We start from the raw sequence: 19,116 nt of genomic DNA, 5'->3' as shown, positions 1-19,116 counted from the left end.
CCTGTCGGTTTTTTATAAAGAGGTGATTGGGTTGAAAGACAAAAAAAAGCAAAAATTACTTTTGATACTTCGTATGCTAATGGTCCTTTGTATACTGGGCATTCTTTATTCGGCTTTGATTCTCTTTTTAGATAATCAAGAATACTGCCACGGAAAAGATACTTACGAAAAAGTGCGTCTTGCTAAAATTCCCTCACAACCTGTTTTAAATGAAGAGATTGAACAGTCAAATGACCCTCTTGAATCCATTGATTTCTCTGCTCTAAAGGAAATGAATCAGGATGTGGTGGGTTGGATTAGAGCGGAGGGAGGGGAAATAGACTATCCTGTTGTAAAAGGAACAGATAATGATTACTATCTCCGCCATCTATTTACAGGAGAAAGTAATAAACTAGGGACTATTTTTATGGATTACCGTAACACTGGAGACTATACTGACGGGAACACAATCATATACGGACACAACATGGAAAACGGTTCTATGTTTGCCTCCATACTAAAGTATAAAGATCAAAGCTACTACGAGAAAGTTCCTTCCATGTCCCTTTATACCCTTCATGAAACCTATCAGATTGAGTTTTTTGCAGGTATTGTCGTTGATGGGAATTACGAGTCTATACCCTTCAATTTTAAAGATTCTGATGATTTTCAAGGCTACATAAATATGATTAAAGAAAACTCAACTTTTGAATCTAAAACAGTTGTAGAAGCAGAGGATAAGCTTATTACATTGTGCACCTGTTCTTATGAGTTTGATAATGCAAGGTACGCATTGTTCGGAAAGCTAACCCTTGTAGAGTAAAGCTATTTGGCATCCTAGTTTTTTGAATTTGGTATTTTGCAAGGAATGTGGATAAATAAAACCGCTCCTCATGTGGAAGTATGTTTTTTGCAATGACAATCTTTGAATCATACAATTTTTGACTAGAAAAATTAAATTCTACCTGTTTTGCATAAAATAACTTAACATTTATATCTGCATTAGAAAAGAGGCTAGATTTCATTAATGAAAAACCAACCTCTTTTTTAACACATTTTAAAGCAACTTTTTGTTTATTTGAGTAATGATATTGTGAATTTAATTCACACTAGAGACAATAATTAGAAGTAGAATTGCATTGGGGTGAGAAGGGAAGCATAATCTTTGTTTGGCTCAACTGCATTATAAATGCTCCATGCTTTTATTATCGACAATCAGATGACATAGTCATCACCAGGTCGATAGGTTGCCATTAAGTCTGCAATGGTAATTCCATCCAAATATTCACCAATCAGTTTATCCAGACCTTGCCACATGGATAACGTAGGGCAATGATGGGTACGAAGGCACTGTTCGGCACTCTCTTCAAGACAAGCAACTGGTGCAAGACTGCCTTCTGTCAGGCGTAAAATACTACCCACGGTATATGCATCAGGCGTTCTACTCAGACGGTATCCACCACCTTTTCCTCTTTGTCCAATTAAAAACTTCTCACGAACCAATGATTTTAAAATAATTTCTAGATATTTTTCAGAGATGTCCTGTCGCCTCGCAATTTCTTTCAAAGGGACATAATCTCCCGGGTGTTCTGCTAAGTCTATCATTACCCGCAATGCGTATCTTCCTTTTGTTGAAATCATCATAATAAATCCCTCCATACATAAACCTATTATACAACAGGGTAAATAGGATGGCAAATGGTTTATTTCATAACATGATTTTGCTATTCTTAAGATACAAGTTTTGGGTTATTTTGCATTTGACGATAAATAAGCAATCTCATGTATTTAAGAGGTCATACACAGAGAATACTGGTTAGGTAGAGACAAGGAGATGAGGGAAGAGAGTGGGTTGGGAGTATAGAAACAAGGTATTCATAACCGATCAAGGATTCATCTGTGTGACTTTGTTCCATACATCTACAATTATTTTGGTTATACTAAAAAGAATAAGTGGAGCATTTTCATTGAAGATTGTTGTGTTATCCCTTTTATGTGCCTTACGACAGTATGTATATTACTTGTATAACAAATTGTAGTTGAGGATGGGGAGTTTGTATTTCAGCTCATTGTTATGCTTGAATGGGAAAAAAAAGAGTTGGAGGGAATCTTATGAAAGAAGTGGTATTTCAGAGCCAAGGTATGTCTTGTTTTACTTGTGAGAAAAGAATTAAGACAGCTACATTATATTTGGATGGTGTATTATCCTGTGAAGCAAATTGTGTGAACGGGCAGATTTTTTGTGAGTATGATGAGAATATTGTTACGAAAGAAGAAATAGCCAAACGCTTACAGGAAATGGGATATGAAGTGATTGAAAGCTAGATAAAAAAGTTGAATTATTGTAGGAACGCTTGTATTCGATTTTTAAAGTTTTTATGAACGGCGAGAATTGGATTCAAGATATCTTTATTTTGTAAAAATTATTTAGTTAGCTAATTATTTTGTTTGCTAATTCATTGAAAATATAGTATAGTGATTTTAGATAATATATCTAACTGTGAGAGGATTCTCAAGCGGAAAGATAAACCATACGTATCGTGCTGAATTCTATAGGTGTTTCCTTGGAATAAGGCGGTATCATCATACAAACTCAGTTTCTTTTTGCCCTACCTGCATGATGATGATTGTTATTTTGCAGGCAGGGTTTTTTTATGTTTAAAGGAGGATTATTATGGAAAACAGAATCGCTATCATTGGTATTATTGTGGAAAACAACGAAGCCGCTAAAGATGTAAATGAGGTACTTCATACGTATAACGAAGCCATAATCGGAAGGATGGGCCTTCCTTATAAGAGCAGGAAAATTGGTGTTATCAGCATCATTGTAGACGCTGACAACAATACCATCAACACCCTCTCTGGTAAATTGGGAATGATTCGGGGTATTAATGTAAAAACAATGTACGCAAAGGTGAATGGAGATAATGAATAAACTTTTGACTAGAATACAATCGGGTATTTTGCCTTCTCAGGAAGAACTTGTATACCTTCTGTCCCAGGATGATTTTTCTGAGATTTATGCTCTGGCTGATAGGGTTCGATTCGAAAATCATGGTGACATCATTAATGTACGAGCAATACTGGAGTTTTCTAACTATTGCAAAAGGCGTTGCAGATACTGCGGCTTGAATGCTGAAAACAAAAAAGTCTTTCGTTACCGTATGATGCCCCATGAAATTGTGCAGGTTTCTGTAAGAGCTTGGGATGCAGGTTACAAAACCATCGTCCTACAGTCTGGGGAGGATTCTTGGTATACGGCAGAAATATTGGGTGATATTGTAAAAAAAATAAAGGCTCAAACGGAGATGGCTATTACTCTAAGTTGCGGTGAGCTGAAAGATGAAAGTTTCGCTTATTTGCGTGAATGCGGGGCAGATCGTTATCTGCTAAAGCATGAAACCGCCGATGAGGATATTTATGCATCTTTACATCCCTGTGGTTCATTGGAAGAAAGATTACATGCGTTAAAAACAATAAAAACCCTTGGCTATGAAACGGGAAGCGGCTTTATGATTGGCCTTCCAGGACAAACGCTCTTTACCATTGCCAAGGACATTCTGACTCTGCACAGCATCCCTATAGATATGGCGGGGATTGGCCCTTTCATCTCTCACCCTGATACAACATTGGGTAGTATGCCAAACGGAAGCACAGAGCTGACAAAAAGAGCGGTAGCACTAACCAGGCTTTTGTTGCCAAAAGCAAATCTGCCTGCCACTACCTCCTTGGGTGTCATCAATGCATCGGAAAAAGACCATATTTTTTCCTGTGGTGCCAATATTATTATGCGGAAGGTGACCCCTCAAAAATACGAAGAACACTATAACATATATCCCTCAGAAATAAAGGTTAATGATATCTTGGAAGAGAGAAAAATTCTTGAAAAACAGATTAAAAGCCTAGGGAGGGTTCCAGTATAAAAACAGAAAGGAAATGTAACATGTATAACCCTAAGTCTGCGGTAGCAGAAGAATTTATCAACGATCAAGAAATATTGAATACCATTGAATATGCAAAGGAAAATAAAAATAATGTTGAACTGATAGAAAAAATTCTAGAAAAGGCTTCTAAAATGAATGGCTTGGAGCATAGAGAAGCGGCAGTATTGTTGGAATGCGATGATCCTCGTGTCTTGGAAAGGATATATGCCCTTGCAAAGAAAATCAAGGAGCGAATTTATGGAAGAAGGATTGTGCTTTTTGCACCCCTTTATCTATCCAATTACTGCGTCAATGGCTGTGTATACTGTCCTTATCACCAAAAAAATACAACCATCTGCAGAAAACAGCTTTCCCAGGAGGAAATTGTGAAAGAGGTTAGGGCACTTCAGGATATGGGGCATAAAAGGTTAGCCTTGGAAACAGGGGAAGATCCACAGAAGTGTCCCATTGAGTATGTTTTAGAAAGCATCAAAACCATTTATGGCATTCACCACAAAAATGGGGCGATCCGCCGTGTGAATGTAAACATTGCCGCTACTACCGTGGAGAATTATAAAAAGCTTAGAGATGCAGGCATTGGTACATATATTCTCTTTCAGGAAACTTATCATAAAAAAACTTACGAAGAATTTCATCCCACGGGACCTAAGCACAATTATGCTTATCATACAGAAGCCATGGATCGAGCTATGGAAGCAGGGATTGATGATGTGGGTATTGGCGTATTGTTCGGACTTTACAAATACCGCTATGACTTCGTTGGTTTGCTGATGCACGCAGAACACTTGGAGGCAAAGTTTGGCGTAGGGCCACATACCATTAGTATTCCGAGAATTCGCCCTGCCGATGATATCGATGTAAATGAATTCCCCGATGCTATCGTGGATAGTCTGTTTAAAAAGATTGTTGCCCTTGTAAGGATTTTTGCACCCTATACAGGAATCATTATTTCCACCAGAGAATCTAAAAAATCTCGAAAAGAAGTATTGGAAATTGGTGTTTCACAAATTAGCGGTGGTTCCTCCACCAGTGTGGGTGGATATGACCACAAAGAAACTGCCAATGAAAACTCTGCCCAATTCGAAGTGGATGACAATAGGACTCTTGATGAAATTGTAAATTGGCTGTTGGAACTGGGGTATGTACCAAGCTTTTGTACTGCCTGTTATCGAGAGGGACGTACGGGTGATCGTTTTATGAGGTTAGCCAAGTCTGGCCAAATTGTAAATGTGTGTCAACCAAACTCCTTGATGACGCTAAAAGAATATTTGCTGGATTATGCCTCCGTGGATACCTGCGAAAAGGGGGAAATGGTTATTGCAGATGAACTGGCACATATATCTAACGAAAAGGTGAAATCCTTGGCAGAGGATTATATTGATCAATTGGAGAACGGGAAAAGAGATTTCCGATTTTAAGATTAGGGAGTTCGCCCCCTTTTTAGATGGAGGTACTTCCCTGATTTTGAGCATAAAGGGTTTTCTAATGCCCATCTAAATATAAATAATTTTGTGTAACAATACAACCAATGGTTTTCTACTACAAAGGAGGTTAAGATACACATTGAACCTTAATGAAAGCCCCAGAGGGAATCGAATTCATATCGGACTTTTCGGACGTACCAATTCAGGGAAGTCTTCCATCATGAATGCATTGACTGGGCAGAAAGTTGCTCTTGTTTCTGAATATAAAGGCACTACCACTGACCCAGTATACAAGGCAATTGAGCTACATCCCATTGGGCCATGTGTCATTATCGATACTGCTGGATTTGACGATGAAAGCCTTCTGGGGGCACATCGGGTGGAGGCCACGAAAAAGGTATTAGACAAGACGGACATTGCTTTGGTTTTACTCACCAATGAAGATATTTTACAGGAAAAGAAATGGATTAATTTGCTGCAAGAAAAAAATATCCCTATCATCCCAATCATTAACAAAGTTGATGTCATCCTTGATGTAGATTCCCTTTCTACAAAAATCAAGAAAGAAACCTCTCTGAATCCTATTCAAGTGAGTGCCAAGGAACAAATCAACCTAGATAAAATTCGTGAGGCAATCGGGGAAATAGCAGGATCTTTTATTGAGCCGTCTATTTGTGCACATTTGGTAAAGGATGGGGATGTGGTGCTTTTGGTCATGCCTCAAGATATACAGGCACCAAAGGGTAGGCTGATTCTTCCCCAAGTACAGACCATAAGGGATCTTTTAGATAATAAATGCATCGTTTTATCTGTAACGGCGGATAAAGTGTCTACTACATTAGAAAAACTAAAGGCGCCACCCCAATTAATCATCACCGATTCACAGGTGTTTCCTGAGGTTTATGCTATCAAGCCCAAAGAGAGTAGACTTACTTCATTCTCCGTCCTTTTTTCTCGTTACAAGGGGGATATTGATGCATTTACCCAAGGGGCTTATTGGTTAGATTCATTAAAAGCGGGAGATAAGGTGCTGATAGCTGAGGCCTGCAGCCACAATCCTTTGGACGGGGATATCGGTAGAGTCAAGCTGCCTGCAATGATACATAAAAAAATTCATCCTGACATCACAGTCGAAGTTGTATCTGGAAATGACTTTCCCGAGAATCTAACACCTTACACCCTTATCATTCACTGCGGAAGTTGTATGTTTAACCGCAAGCATGTACTCTCCCGTATAGAACAGGCAAAGGCGCAGCATATCCCCATTACCAATTATGGCATTGCAATCGCTCACATGAATGGAATTTTAGATAAGATAGAGAAGTAATATAAAGGCAGTGTACCCTTAGCCATTGCAGAAATTCTGTTTTGGGATGCAAAACAAGAGCTTTAAAACAACTTAATCAATGTTAAAGCTGTATAAGCCATTCATAATTTATGTTGAAATGGGGGCTGGAAGTCTATCTTAAAACGGAGTATCTTATAGAGATGCTCCGTTTTTTACGGTGAGAAGGAATTCGCCCAGTTAGGGCGGTTTTTTAATGATGAGTTTAGAGTATAAGAGAAGATTTAAGTGAACGGCATCCGATCAGCGTGAATGCACCTTCAAATTGAATCTGTGCATTTTTGTGAGAACGTAGCCTATTGCTTTTATCTATGGCGAGAAAGGAGAGGTTCTTCTGAATATTTTTAGTCTTTATTTTAAGAACCACCTTGCTATTCAAATCGAAAAAATTTATAATAATAGAAAAACCTTCCAATAAATAGGAGGGGTAAGGTCAATAATGTCCTCTATGACGTCAAAGAGTTGTCTTAATGGTAGTAAAAATATTACATGTAGGTGATGATAAAATGAAAATGCGAGAAGAGTATACATGCCCTTTGGAACTCACCCATGATATTACAAAAGGAAAATGGAAACCGATTATTCTGTGGCAACTGGGCAAAGGTGTGAAGTCATTAGCTCAGCTTGAACAAGAAATTAAAGGTATCAACCAGAAAATGCTGCTGGAGCAACTTGGCCAACTCTGTGATTATCACTTGGTAGATAAAAAATCCTTTGAAGGATATCCGCTAAAAGTAGAATATTCTTTGACCAACCAAGGTGTAAAGCTTCTAGAAGCAGTTGCGATTATGCAAAGTGTAGGAATAGAACTTATGAAAGAAAATGGCATGGAAGATACTTTAAAGGCCAAAGGCTTTCTTGATTAGCTTATACCCACAAAAAAGTGGGTAGTTTACTGTGGGGTCTTCATGGATTATGATAATAAAATAATTCTATGTTTATGGGAGGTAATTATATGTTAAGAAATGCAGAAGAAACCATAGGAAAACTGATTGAGAAGCAAAGTGTTTCCTTTATCAGCTCCGTTGATCAAGACAATTATCCAAATACAAAAGCAATGCTGCCACCAAGAAAGCGAGAGGGTATCAAGGTGTTTTATTTTACAACGAATACTTCTTCCATGCGTGTGGCTCAATTCCGTACCAACGCAAAGGCGTGTATTTATTTTTGTGATAATGAATCTTTTCGTGGAGTCATGTTAAAGGGAACCATGGAAGTTTTGGAGGACGAAGAGAGCAAAAAAATGATTTGGCAAGATGGTGATACTATGTACTATTCGAAAGGAGTGGCGGATCCTGATTATTGTGTTTTAAAATTTATTTCCAAAAGTGGAAGGTACTACACGAACTTCAGCTCACAGGATTTTAATATTGAGTGACACATTTTCCGGTAAACCTTTTTTTGTTTCTATACTCCTTTTAAGATATTTATAATATTACTAAATTATTATCTTCATGTGTAAAGTTCACTGACTGGGGATGTGTCCTCCACCAAGGAAAGAAAAAGGCTATGTATTACATCTTTCTTTATTGCTGAAAAGGCAAGAATATTTAGCTAGTTGGAGAGTTAGAGATTTGATGATAAAGGAATATCTAAAGTGGATATTTTAGCAAAGATTACCTTAGAGGAATTTAGGAATCTAAGAGAATATCCGACCGCAGTTTCGAAGGGGATGCAATTTAAAAGGATTCAATCACTTGGAGATAGTATAGTAAAGTAAAGAAAACTCAAAAGAATTGGTTCACAGAGCGAAAGGAGAATTCAAATGAAAAAATGGTTTACTGTCGATCACATTGATGCTGATACTCATATTATCAGTGAGTATCGCCATTGGGAAGAAACCCACTGCTACCTGCTTGAAGGTCAGGAACGATGTTTACTCATTGACACAGGCTTGGGTATTTCTAATATTTCTGAAGAAGTGCAAAAACTGACATCGAAACCCGTAGCTGTTGTGGCAACACACATTCACTGGGATCATATGGGTGGACATAAGTATTATCCTGATTTTTATGCCCATGAGGCAGAGTTAAACTGGTTGCTGGGAGAGTTTCCCCTGACGATAGATGTGATCCGAGATATGGTAATCGATCGATGCGATCTACCAGAGGGTTATGATGTGAGTTCTTATGAATTCTTTCAGGGAACACCTACAAGGACACTGCAAAACGGTGATGAAATAGACTTAGGCGGACGTGTGGTCACTGTACTACATACACCGGGACACTCCCCTGGACATCTGTGTTTTTGGGAACCTCAGCTTGGGTATTTGTATACTGGAGATCTTGTTTACAAAGACACCTTGTTTTCCTACTATCCCTCCACAGACCCACAAGCGTATCTTACATCCCTTGAGACGATTGCGGAACTTCCTGTAAAAAGAGTATTTCCAGCTCACCACAGTTTGGATATTCACCCGGAAATTCTAAGCCGTATGCGTGATGCTTTTCGCCAGTTGAAAGGGGAGGGCAAGTTACACCATGGTAGCGGCACCTTTGATTACGGCGATTGGGCTGTATGGCTTTAATCTAAAAATCATGATAACTTAATTTCTAGGCAGGAATTCATTATAGGGGATTGCTTGAAAGGGACACATAGATGAAAGGTGTCTTGAATCCAAATTTTGAGTAATCAATCCATGTTATAAGTATATAGTTTTTCATAGAAACCGTATTACTTATAATAGAATCGTTTCGTATAGCCTTTTGTTTCATTTACTTGAGCAAAGGGCTATTTTTATTGATGTTTTTCAATAGAAAGTGAAGTAGTAACTTTAAACATTTCGTCATGGGCAATAAAAGAGTGGTGTCAGTAAAAAGGCTTTATGTACACTTCACTATTGTTCCAGCAAAAACCAATTCTCGGGATAAATCTTACCGACTTTCTTCCATCCTATCATTAGTTTTCTTTTCACATATTGGGAAAGTAATATATCCATTCCTTATTTTTGTGGTTTTATAACAATTTAATCACTTAAGCCAGTGGGAAGGCCATTGGGCTGGGGGATGAAAAGTGAAATTAGAAAATTACCACAAATAAAAAAAACCACTTGACTCTGACACGGTGTCAGGTGTTAGGGTCGTTTCTGAAGGAGGGATAAAAATGGATTTTTCGTGTTATTCAAAACAGAGTAAGATAACGGATCCTCGACAATTTATAAGTATGTACAAAGATTTACCTGATTCCCCAAGGGAGTTGCTACGAGTGGTGCAGGGGTTAGTGATTCATGGTGATCAAGGTAAGTTATATGGCGTTACCTTCGGCAAGCGTCAAATGGCTGAGGAGTTATTGCGTACCATACCGGAAATGCTAGAGAAGGTACTAGACATTGACAGTGGTACGCTGACATCAACTCGGCCGCCACACTTGCGTTTGGTTGGCATGTGTAGAGATTATGCACTGCTTTTGTTGTCTTTTCTACGACACAAAGGGATTCCCGCTCGCCTTCGTGTAGGATTTGCTGATTACTTTCAAAGTGAACTGAAGTATGAAGATCATTGGATTATTGAATACTATCACCTACAGGAGCATCGCTGGGTACGGGTAGATGCACAGCTGGACGGAATCCAGAAGGCACATTATGGAATAACGTTTGATACAGAGGATATGCCTTGGGAAGGGGGATATCTGCTGGGAGGGCAAGCATGGACGTTGTGTAGAAGGGGTGAAAGGCATCCAGAAGATTTTGGCTACAACAAAAACTGGAAGGGTTGGCATTCCCTCAAAGGGAATTTACTACATGATTTCAATAGTCTCCTTGGCATGGAACTGTTGCCATGGGATTTATGGACAGAGCTTAGCACAAAAAAATATAGTAATCTTAGTAGATATGAAAAAGATTTGCTAGATGAGATGGCAATGCTAACGTCCAACCCCAATATCTCTGAGAAAGACCTTTTAGTCCTCTTTAATCGCCTGCCTAAGGAGTATATGGAAGCGATACAATCGAAGTTCAAACTGCTGTATGCTCTGGAAGAAACAGACTACGGAATCCGAATTTGTTGGAACCAAAGTTTCCTGTTTTACAAGGGTGGGAAAAGCCAAACGTTGCTGTGTCTGCACAAGAAGAGGATGCCTTAATCTGTTTGAAAGGTTGTCGGCAAAACAATTTAAAAAATATTGATGTAACCATACCAAAAGGAAAACTGACGGTAATTACAGGCGTGAGCGGTAGCGGCAAGTCCTCTTTAGCCTTTGATACTATTTATGCCGAAGGGAAGCGTCGGTATCTAGATAATATGTCCAATGCTGCTAAAATGCAGGAGCAAATTGAGAAGCCTGACTTTGATACCTTACAGGGGCTAACGCCCACCATTGCAATTGAGCAGAAAAAGGGAAGTCAAAATCCTCGTTCCACAGTTGGTACCCTGACGGGTATTTTGGATCAGCTACGAATGTTGTATGTGTCAATAGGGATTCCCCATTGCCCCTACTGTGGTATCCCTGTTCACAAAGACAGTAAAAACAAAAATCGATGTGGTGCTTGTAACACTCTGTTTCAGAGGCTAACCGTATCAACATTTAATGCCAATGCCCATGTGGGAGCATGCCATACATGCAATGGACTAGGGATATTATACGAAGTCAACCCTGATTCCATTGTGGTTAACGACAGCCTATCCGTATTAGATGGTGCCACCGCATACTTTGGCAAGTTACGAGGGAAAAAGCCAACAGGGAACTGGATGGTCGGGGAACTTTTTGCCATTGCCAAGGATATGAATATCAATTTAGATGAACCATGGAAAGACCTGCCTGATGGGTTTAAACAGGCCGTTCTTTATGGCACAGGAGATAAAATTTATAACTTTAAGTATAACTCGGGAGGGCGGGATACGGAAATAAACCGCCCTGCGGCAGGAGCCGTTTCCCATATTCAGCGGTTGTTTCGGGAATCTAAGTCAGACGATAATGCCCAGAGGCAATACATGAGAGAAGTGCCTTGTCCTACCTGTAACGGAGAATTATTATGCCACGAGGCTCGTTACACCACAATCCTGGGATACCGCTTACCGGAACTTACGAAGATGTCTATTGATGTGTTGTGGGATTGGCTGTGTAGCTTGGAGGAAGTACTTTCCCAAGAGCAAAAAAATAAAGCAGCCCAAGTGCTGGGAGAAATTGAGAGTAGAATTTCAAACCTTTTGCAAGTTGGCTTATCATACCTTACGTTGAGCCGAACAGCCCCAACCCTTTCAGGGGGTGAATTACAACGAGTACGGCTATCCAGCCAGCTTGGCAGTGAATTAATTGGGCTTACCTATATTCTTGACGAGCCTTCCATAGGATTACACCCACGGGATCATCACCTGATGATTGACACCATCAAACACTTAAGGGATAAAGGAAATACGGTCATTGTTGTGGAGCATGACAAAGAAACCATGCTAAGCGCTGACTACATCATAGATGTGGGGCCTAGTGCTGGAACCCATGGTGGGGAAATTGTGGCGGCAGGAAGTGTGGAGGACATAAAAAATAATTCAAAGTCAGCTACGGGACGTTTTCTCAAAGAGTGTACTATATATGAGCCATCCAATCAAAAAACACCCCGTGAATGGATGATTCTAAGGGGTTGCGTTGGAAACAATCTGAAAAACATCAGCCCTCGTTTCCCCCTTCATGTAATGTGCTGTATTACAGGGGTAAGTGGATCAGGGAAAAGCTCCCTGGTTTTTGGAACCCTAATTCCTGCACTAGATGAAGCATTAAATCATCACAGAACTGCAGAGGCAAAAAGGTATCAAACCTTAGAGGGCTATGAAAAAATAGATGGATTCGTCCAAATGGATCAAAGCCCTATTGGTAAATCATCACGTTCCATCCCCGCAACCTACATTGGCGTTTTTGACCACATCCGTTCTTTGTATGCTAAGCAGCCCAAAGCAGTGGCGAAGGGCTATAATGAAAGTCATTTTAGTTTTAATGCTAAGGTGGGTCAATGCCCTGTTTGTGAGGGGCAGGGGCAAGTTAAAATTGCTTTTCAGTATATGGCGGATCATTATGTTACTTGCCCTGAATGTAAAGGAAAACGCTATCAAGAAGGCATACTGGAAGTGTTGTACAATGGAAAAAGCATTGCCGATGTTCTGGCTATGGATATATCAGAAGCAATACCGTTCTTTGCAGGCATACCGGAAATCGTGGACAAATTATCTCTTATGGATGAGGTGGGGTTATCTTATCTAAAGCTGGGACAGAGCACAGTTACCCTTAGTGGCGGTGAGGCACAAAGGCTAAAGCTGTCAAAAGAGCTAAGCGGAAAGCAGAAAAAGCATATGGTGTATATTTTGGATGAGCCAACTACGGGGTTGCATTTTCAAGATATTGAGAAGTTGTTGCTTATTTTCCGCAAGCTGGTAGATGCAGGACACTCGCTGTATATTATTGAACACAATATGGACATCGCACGTGCCTCGGATTGGATTATAGATATCGGGCCAGAAGGGGGAAGTTCTGGTGGTGAAATAGTTGCCGAAGGTAGTCCACAGGAAATTAGAAGGAATCCCGCCAGCGTTACTGGCAGATTTCTGTAAGGAGGAGAGCCATGAGAATATTTAAAAGGGGCACATGGCACTACAAGCTCTTGGCATATATGGTGAGCCAAGGTATTTCGCTCCTTGGGTCTTCCGTTGTGTCCTTAGCAATTATCTGGTATGTCACACTGGGAACGGGTTCCGGAAGTTTGATTGCAGGGGTTACTATCACAACCTTTCTGCCTCAAGCTTTGGTGATGCTCTATGGCGGGGTCCTTGCTGATCGTTATCCGCCAAAGGCGATTGTGATTATAAGCGATTCTTTAATCGCTCTTTTTACGTTAGTGTTAGCAATTTTTTTCATTATTGATATCGACAGCATAGGCTGGGTATTCTTCTTTAACACATTGCGTTCCTTTGGAACAGGGATACAGCTTCCTGCTTCAAAAAGTATATTGCCATTGATTGTTCCTAGCGAACAATTAATGAAAGCAAACAGCATTAATACTGGTGTATGGAGCGTCATTCAATTAGTATCTCCGGGGCTTGGCGGCCTCGTGATGAGTTTAATGGACTTGCAGTATGTTTTTTTCATTGACGTATTGACTGCTGTAATCAGTATCATCTTTTTATCTACGATTATTGTGCCATCCTGCCAGATAGGGCATTGCCATGAAAATACAAAAGAAGGGCTAAAACAAGGGTTTCGCTATATCATGGAATCAAAAATATTACGCAGTTGTATTCTGTTGTATACGGTTTTTCAGTTTTTGGTGGTTCCTGCCTCCCAACTTACACCGTTGCTGGCATCTAAAAATGTGGGTAATGAGGTTTGGATACTTAGTGTGGTAGAAACTGCGTTTTCCGTAGGAGCATTGTCCGTCAGTCTCTTTATGGCATATCGGGAGCTTCACATGAAGCATTTCAAGCTAATTGGGCTATCATCAATCATTTTTGGAATAACAATGATACTATTATTACCTGCCAAGGGTATTGTGGTGTTTGCAGCAATGATGCTTATAATGGGTATCGGCAGCCCTTTATATTATATTCCTCTTATCACCCACATACAGGAGAGTACGGAAGATGCTTTTATGGGGCGAACCTTTTCTTATGTGGACTTATTTTCTTCATTGGCTATACCCCTTGGTATGATGATATTTGGCCCATTGGCAAATTTCAGTATACTGCTGCCATTTTTAATTCCAGGTGTCTTACTAGTTTTTCTGGGAGTTTGGGTTCGTATGAAGATGTAAAAAAAGGGCTTGCCCAAAGGGGCAGCCCATATTTATAATCATATTTCCAGCAGGGGAATTTGTATTTCTGTCAAGTATTCTTCTGGGTTTTGCGTATCCTCATGGTCAATAATCGTGACCTGACGAGAGGTGATACCCATGGTATATGGCTGGTTTTTATCAAGCCAATCTACAAAAGAGCAGTAAGCATCAGCAATATTCTCATATGGGCCATAAACCATCATACAAGCCATTTTATCAATGCCGTCTAACGTGCGATATGTGAAAGCATCCTGATTCCTACCTAATTTCTTCACAACAAGGCATACTTCAATATCTACATAAGAATCCAAATGTTCATCATCATGATAGATTGCAACATTATTGTGGCTGCCTTTTTCAAATTCAATATGTTCTTTATGGACAAAATCCATAAGCTCACGCCAAAGTTCACCCTCATCAAAATGGCTAGCAACCTTACGGCGAAGGGATAGAACGTCGTAGGAAGGAATTGCTTTTATAGTTACATTATAATATTGGTCGAATTTATTTCTCTTAATATGTGTGATAGCAGATTGAATCTGCGCAATTCGTTTTTTCTCCATTTCAATAACTTCTTCGATATCAAGAATCTTGTCATGAAGTCTCTGAGTTAGGTAAGTACCATTCCAATTTTGCAATAATTCCATCGTTTCAGCAACCCCAAAATTGAGATCACGCAGGAGTACGATTTTTTGCAACTCAGGCACCTGGTCAGCCCTGTACATCCGGTAGCCTGTTGAAGGGTCTACGTAAGACGGTTTTAGCAATCCTTGTGTATCATAATAGCGCAACATTCGTACGGAAACATGGGTAAGCTTTGAAAAATCTCCTATTTTCAGCATTGATTCACCTCCCTTATTAGTATACATTTTGTTTTCTCATACTACAAGTTCAAAAGGCAAATTAAAGTCTCCCTTTAAGATAAATTATTATTTAAGAGATTTTACGATTAAGATAAGGGTACATTAGGTCTTCGGAAATACCTATAAGCTTTTCCTTTGAAAATATCACCTAACAAAGGGATGATTCCCCAGGAAGCCTCCAATAACGAGAGCCATCTGGCTCTCGATACAATAAACCATAATCAATAAGTTCTCGTCTGAGTATGAAATAATCTCCGAAGGTGTGCCATTCATCACAAACAGCATTTACCTCTTTTTCATTATAATATCGGTTTGTTTCAAACTTCTCTGCCAAATAACAAAGTGTTGCAACTCTAAGGGATTTCTTTTTTGATAATTGAATGATTCTTCCCGAATCATCAAGAAATCTACTTATTTTATTTTTTTGCTCCAAATTCATTTTCTCCTTTCCTTGCTTTTAATGTTTCAGTCCAAATTTCCAGCAAAGTAGCAACATCTTCTGAAAACTCTTGTTCTGTTTGTACTTCTTTTTTTTGTATTTCTTCCAAAATCTCAAAGGAAAAAGCGGGCGGCCCGAATTGATTCCATGCTTCAATCATACATGCCTCAGGGAACGTTTTCGTAGATACGGAAAATGCAAAGCGATTCTTGGAGCTTTGCATATCTGTTGTTGAACGTAGCCATATATTTTTATTTTCGCTACACTTGACACAGTACACTCCGCCAACGGTTACTTTGTTTTTATATTTTTCTTTTAGCGCTTTTTTTGAATTTTCTTTCATTTCCTTCACCATCCTCCTAATTAAAATAATACAAACTTTTTCGTAAAGCTACGGGTATCTGATTTTCCATTCAATATAGAATTGTAACATTTGAAACTAGATTTCACAATAAACCCTTCGTAGAGTTAACATTAAAGGCTTGATCACGTGTATGTTTTCTACTTAATTTCTTTGGAACGCTAAATTCTATTTACTAGTAGTAAACAATTCAATGTAAAATCTTGACATTTTATTAAAAATATGATAACCTAGTTAGCGTTAGCTAACTAATTAGAACAAGGATGCATACTGCATTAAAATTAACAACTATGTATACATTAGGTGTATTTTTATAATTGAAATTAACTAGGTAAGACGTTTTATTGGCCCAAGGCCATTAGAAAGGTAGATAATATGAAATTTAAAAGGTTACAAATAAGAAAAATGAGACTGGCAACGAAGGTTTCCATTGTTATAACGTTGATGCTATTGGTGCTCTTTACACTACAGAGTGTATTTTCGTCGATTTCAGTAAATAAGACAATAACGGATGCAATAAGAGGGGAGTTTGCAGGCGTTGCCGCTCAAAATGGTATTACGATTCAGGACATCATTCAATCTAGCACTCAGGTTGGAGAGGACATACAAAGTTACTTGAATGATGTTTTTACTAGCGAAGACATTTATACAAACGAAGAGATTAAAAAAAGTCGTTATTTTGATATAGAGATTTCGGAAATGAACTATCAAGCGGAACGTTTTATGTTGAATACGGCTGCTAGGGCAGTGGAAAAAAACTCTGATATAATGGGGATTGGTATTCTTTTTGAACCATATATGTTTGACAATGATATAAAAGATTATATGTTCTACATCGATAAAAACAGCTTGAAAGAGAGTACCGTTCATACATCAAAAACGATTGGAACCATTGAGGAATATAATGCGAAGGAATACTACATTCAGGCAGCAAACACTAAGAAACCTTATGTTTCAAACCCTTATAAGAACAAAGATGGGGCGACTATGATTACAGCGGCTTATCCAATTGTTAAAAATGATGGAGTCATCGGTATCGTTGCCGTTGACATTAGTTTAGAAAGTTTTAATAGCATTAAAACAACGGACGAGGACTACGAGACCATGTTTGTTTCCATTTTAACTAACAATGGCACTATCGTATATGATAGCCGTAGTGAAGGTAATGTAAACAAAAATATTTCGACTTATTTTCAGGATGCGAAGGATTATGAAACCCTTTTGAATGGTTTTTCCACAGAAAAGCCTTTTGCAAGTATTGCCGAATCTGAAACTGGTAAAGTAATAGAACAATTTTGTTTTCCAATTGAGGTGGCGGATACAATTTGGTGGGGAAGGACCTCTCTGGAACTCAATGATTTAAACAAAGAAGTCAATAGGCTTATGGTAGTTACGGGCGGAATAGCCGTTACATTTTTAGTTGTTATCGCAGCATCCATTATCATTTTATTGCAAAAAATGCTTGCCCCCATTCATGCCCTTGCAAATGCTTCCACTGAAATTGCAGCAGGGCACCTTGATATGCATATAGACGAAAAATCAGAAGATGAAATTGGAGTCCTTACAAATACATTCAATAAGATGTGTGGAAATTTGAAGGAAATCATTGATGATGTTAACCATTGTTTGGGTGCTATGGCAGAGGGTGATTTTGAAATTGCTACAACCTGTCAGGACAAGTACATAGGTGATTTTGAAAATATACTTTTAGCTATGAGAGGCATAAAACTCAATTTAAGGGATACATTAACCCAGATTAATTTGGTGTCTGAACAAGTTGCGGTGGGATCCGAACAGATGGCAAACAGTGCAGTTGTATTGTCTGAAGGGGCGACGGAACAAGCTAGTTCTGTGGAAGAAGTTGCTGCAACCATTAGCAAAATATCCGATCGGATACAGAATAATGCGGATAGTACAAACAAAGGGAAACAAGATTCCGATGAAGCTAGAATGCTAGCACAACAAAGTAACGAATATATGCAGGACATGATTGCTGCAATGGATGAAATTAGTAAAACATCCGATGAGATAGATAAAATTATTAAAAGCATTAATGAAATAGCATTCCAAACGAACATACTGGCTCTGAATGCAGCAATTGAAGCTGCTCGAGCAGGTTCGGCGGGCAAAGGGTTTTCTGTTGTTGCAGAAGAAGTGCGAAACCTTGCTGAGAAATCTGCAGTCAGTGCTAAAAATACAGAAGCCCTCATTGCAAGAAGCATTTATGCAGTAAAAAATGGTGTTGAAATTGCTCAGAAAACGGCAGAGGCACTGGATGGTGCCGTAGATAAAGCAAAGGCGGCGAATTATGTTATCAATGAGATTGCCATTGCATCTGAAGATCAGGCCAATTCCATTGTTCAAGTAACACAAGCCTTTGAACAGATTTCTGCCGTTGTTCAAACAAATAGTGCCACTGCGGAAGAAAGTGCGGCTGCAAGTGAAGAACTAACTGGACAGGCCCAGATGCTTAATCGATTGATTGACCGCTTTAAATTAGGACAAGACGATGGTTCAACTGAAGAAGTTGAAAAACACAATATAACAGACTTAGAAAGTTACGAGGATGATGATCAAAGTAAGTATTGATTCATTCATAACCGCAACTGCCTTCATGGCAGTGCTAAGCATTAATTTCCTAAATTCAAAGGGAATACATTAGTAATAACGGGTGGAGTGCTCTGCAATTTTGAGCACTCCGCTTTTTGACAATGACTTACCTACTGTTTATAATTGCTATAGAGTGAAGGGCATTAGAAGTATGCTATCATTGCAAATAAAAGTAGGAAACCCCACAAGGATGGTACAATATCGTTCTCAAAAGTTCCAAAAATTGGGCACTTTTATGGGAAATATGCAGCTATATATTTTTCGAATAGGCTAATTATGGTATGAAAAGTTTATTGGTATTTACGGGAGGAGTAGGAGGTTCAAAAAGATTGAACAACTTTCCTGTATGTGCTTGGATGCATGGCAAAGCTTAAGGGCAAAATAAACTTACCTTGAAA

Annotated in this window: 17 protein-coding genes; 13 read left to right on the top strand and 4 right to left on the bottom strand. The window is 39.0% G+C overall.

The genetic code is table 11. From position 1 onward, the window contains the following. Positions 1-31 precede the first annotated feature (31 nt). Positions 32-802, top strand: a complete 771-nt coding sequence (srtB, locus tag RBQ60_RS09135; protein ID WP_307883380.1) for a class B sortase — start codon at positions 32-34, stop codon at positions 800-802. 392 nt (positions 803-1,194) lie between these two features. Here the strand turns inward: srtB and RBQ60_RS09130 are convergent, their stop codons facing one another. After that, positions 1,195-1,623 carry an RrF2 family transcriptional regulator gene (locus RBQ60_RS09130; RefSeq protein WP_307883379.1) on the bottom strand — a complete coding sequence of 143 codons (429 nt, stop codon included), beginning with the start codon at positions 1,621-1,623 and terminating at the stop codon, positions 1,195-1,197. A 468-nt stretch (positions 1,624-2,091) separates the two neighbouring features. Between RBQ60_RS09130 and RBQ60_RS09125 the strand changes: the two genes are divergently transcribed. The 11 genes from RBQ60_RS09125 (at position 2,092) to RBQ60_RS09075 (ending at position 14,424) form a co-directional block, all read left to right on the top strand. Beyond that, positions 2,092-2,304 (top strand): heavy-metal-associated domain-containing protein, encoded by a 213-nt coding sequence (locus tag RBQ60_RS09125; RefSeq protein ID WP_307883378.1) that lies wholly within the window; start codon positions 2,092-2,094, stop codon positions 2,302-2,304. Between the two features lie 349 nt (positions 2,305-2,653). Continuing rightward, positions 2,654-2,914, top strand: a complete 261-nt coding sequence (locus RBQ60_RS09120; RefSeq protein WP_307883377.1) for a TM1266 family iron-only hydrogenase system putative regulator — start codon at positions 2,654-2,656, stop codon at positions 2,912-2,914. After that, positions 2,907-3,902 (top strand): [FeFe] hydrogenase H-cluster radical SAM maturase HydE, encoded by a 996-nt coding sequence (gene hydE, locus RBQ60_RS09115; protein ID WP_307883376.1) that lies wholly within the window; start codon positions 2,907-2,909, stop codon positions 3,900-3,902. Before RBQ60_RS09120 ends, hydE begins: the two co-directional genes overlap by 8 nt. Positions 3,903-3,922: 20 nt before the next feature. Beyond that, positions 3,923-5,341: a [FeFe] hydrogenase H-cluster radical SAM maturase HydG gene (gene hydG, locus RBQ60_RS09110; RefSeq protein ID WP_307883375.1), complete on the top strand. Its 1,419-nt coding sequence runs from the start codon at positions 3,923-3,925 to the stop codon at positions 5,339-5,341. A gap of 145 nt (positions 5,342-5,486) precedes the next feature. Further along, the gene (hydF, locus tag RBQ60_RS09105; protein WP_307883374.1) at positions 5,487-6,674 is read left to right on the top strand and encodes a [FeFe] hydrogenase H-cluster maturation GTPase HydF; all 1,188 of its coding nucleotides are present in this window, start codon (positions 5,487-5,489) and stop codon (positions 6,672-6,674) included. Between the two features lie 524 nt (positions 6,675-7,198). Continuing rightward, on the top strand, positions 7,199-7,558 hold the full coding sequence (locus RBQ60_RS09100; protein WP_307885999.1) for a winged helix-turn-helix transcriptional regulator: 360 nt from the start codon (positions 7,199-7,201) through the stop codon (positions 7,556-7,558). An 89-nt stretch (positions 7,559-7,647) separates the two neighbouring features. Next, positions 7,648-8,070: a pyridoxamine 5'-phosphate oxidase family protein gene (locus tag RBQ60_RS09095; protein WP_307883373.1), complete on the top strand. Its 423-nt coding sequence runs from the start codon at positions 7,648-7,650 to the stop codon at positions 8,068-8,070. A gap of 387 nt (positions 8,071-8,457) precedes the next feature. After that, on the top strand, positions 8,458-9,219 hold the full coding sequence (locus tag RBQ60_RS09090; protein ID WP_307883372.1) for an MBL fold metallo-hydrolase: 762 nt from the start codon (positions 8,458-8,460) through the stop codon (positions 9,217-9,219). 575 nt (positions 9,220-9,794) lie between these two features. After that, a complete protein-coding gene (locus RBQ60_RS09085) occupies positions 9,795-10,772 on the top strand; it encodes a transglutaminase-like domain-containing protein (RefSeq protein ID WP_307883371.1) in 978 nt (325 codons plus the stop codon). Continuing rightward, positions 10,694-13,228: an excinuclease ABC subunit UvrA gene (uvrA, locus tag RBQ60_RS09080; protein ID WP_307883370.1), complete on the top strand. Its 2,535-nt coding sequence runs from the start codon at positions 10,694-10,696 to the stop codon at positions 13,226-13,228. The genes RBQ60_RS09085 and uvrA overlap by 79 nt, the downstream gene beginning before the upstream one ends. An 11-nt stretch (positions 13,229-13,239) precedes the next feature. Continuing rightward, on the top strand, positions 13,240-14,424 hold the full coding sequence (locus tag RBQ60_RS09075; RefSeq protein ID WP_307883369.1) for an MFS transporter: 1,185 nt from the start codon (positions 13,240-13,242) through the stop codon (positions 14,422-14,424). 38 nt (positions 14,425-14,462) lie between these two features. Here RBQ60_RS09075 and RBQ60_RS09070 read toward each other — a convergent pair whose 3' ends face one another. The 3 genes from RBQ60_RS09070 to RBQ60_RS09060 form a co-directional block, all read right to left on the bottom strand. Beyond that, entirely contained in the window at positions 14,463-15,287 is an 825-nt protein-coding gene (locus tag RBQ60_RS09070; protein WP_307883368.1) for a MerR family transcriptional regulator, read from the bottom strand. A 169-nt stretch (positions 15,288-15,456) separates the two neighbouring features. Then, the gene (locus RBQ60_RS09065) at positions 15,457-15,741 is read right to left on the bottom strand and encodes a DUF2087 domain-containing protein (protein WP_331654176.1); all 285 of its coding nucleotides are present in this window, start codon (positions 15,739-15,741) and stop codon (positions 15,457-15,459) included. Then, a complete protein-coding gene (locus tag RBQ60_RS09060; RefSeq protein ID WP_307883366.1) occupies positions 15,725-16,090 on the bottom strand; it encodes a GIY-YIG nuclease family protein in 366 nt (121 codons plus the stop codon). Before RBQ60_RS09060 ends, RBQ60_RS09065 begins: the two co-directional genes overlap by 17 nt. Positions 16,091-16,483: 393 nt before the next feature. Between RBQ60_RS09060 and RBQ60_RS09055 the strand changes: the two genes are divergently transcribed. Further along, entirely contained in the window at positions 16,484-18,697 is a 2,214-nt protein-coding gene (locus RBQ60_RS09055) for a methyl-accepting chemotaxis protein (RefSeq protein ID WP_307883365.1), read from the top strand. Positions 18,698-19,116 lie beyond the last annotated feature (419 nt).

Source organism: Anaerotignum sp. MB30-C6 (genome assembly GCF_030908465.1).
GTDB lineage: Bacteria > Bacillota > Clostridia > Lachnospirales > Anaerotignaceae > Chakrabartyella.
This window is presented reverse-complemented; position numbering and strand designations above follow the sequence as displayed.

What these genes read in the sequence shown, in the direction of transcription:
- hydG (WP_307883375.1), top strand. Translation starts at nt 3,923, where the DNA reads ATGTATAACCCTAAGTCTGCGGTAGCAGAAGAATTTATCAACGATCAA.
- RBQ60_RS09120 (WP_307883377.1), top strand. Translation starts at nt 2,654, where the DNA reads ATGGAAAACAGAATCGCTATCATTGGTATTATTGTGGAAAACAACGAA.
- RBQ60_RS09130 (WP_307883379.1), bottom strand. Translation starts at nt 1,623, where the DNA reads ATGATGATTTCAACAAAAGGAAGATACGCATTGCGGGTAATGATAGAC.
- RBQ60_RS09095 (WP_307883373.1), top strand. Translation starts at nt 7,648, where the DNA reads ATGTTAAGAAATGCAGAAGAAACCATAGGAAAACTGATTGAGAAGCAA.
- RBQ60_RS09100 (WP_307885999.1), top strand. Translation starts at nt 7,199, where the DNA reads ATGAAAATGCGAGAAGAGTATACATGCCCTTTGGAACTCACCCATGAT.
- RBQ60_RS09070 (WP_307883368.1), bottom strand. Translation starts at nt 15,287, where the DNA reads ATGCTGAAAATAGGAGATTTTTCAAAGCTTACCCATGTTTCCGTACGA.
- RBQ60_RS09055 (WP_307883365.1), top strand. Translation starts at nt 16,484, where the DNA reads ATGAAATTTAAAAGGTTACAAATAAGAAAAATGAGACTGGCAACGAAG.
- hydE (WP_307883376.1), top strand. Translation starts at nt 2,907, where the DNA reads ATGAATAAACTTTTGACTAGAATACAATCGGGTATTTTGCCTTCTCAG.
- RBQ60_RS09090 (WP_307883372.1), top strand. Translation starts at nt 8,458, where the DNA reads ATGAAAAAATGGTTTACTGTCGATCACATTGATGCTGATACTCATATT.
- RBQ60_RS09125 (WP_307883378.1), top strand. Translation starts at nt 2,092, where the DNA reads ATGAAAGAAGTGGTATTTCAGAGCCAAGGTATGTCTTGTTTTACTTGT.
- RBQ60_RS09085 (WP_307883371.1), top strand. Translation starts at nt 9,795, where the DNA reads ATGGATTTTTCGTGTTATTCAAAACAGAGTAAGATAACGGATCCTCGA.
- RBQ60_RS09060 (WP_307883366.1), bottom strand. Translation starts at nt 16,090, where the DNA reads ATGAAAGAAAATTCAAAAAAAGCGCTAAAAGAAAAATATAAAAACAAA.
- RBQ60_RS09075 (WP_307883369.1), top strand. Translation starts at nt 13,240, where the DNA reads ATGAGAATATTTAAAAGGGGCACATGGCACTACAAGCTCTTGGCATAT.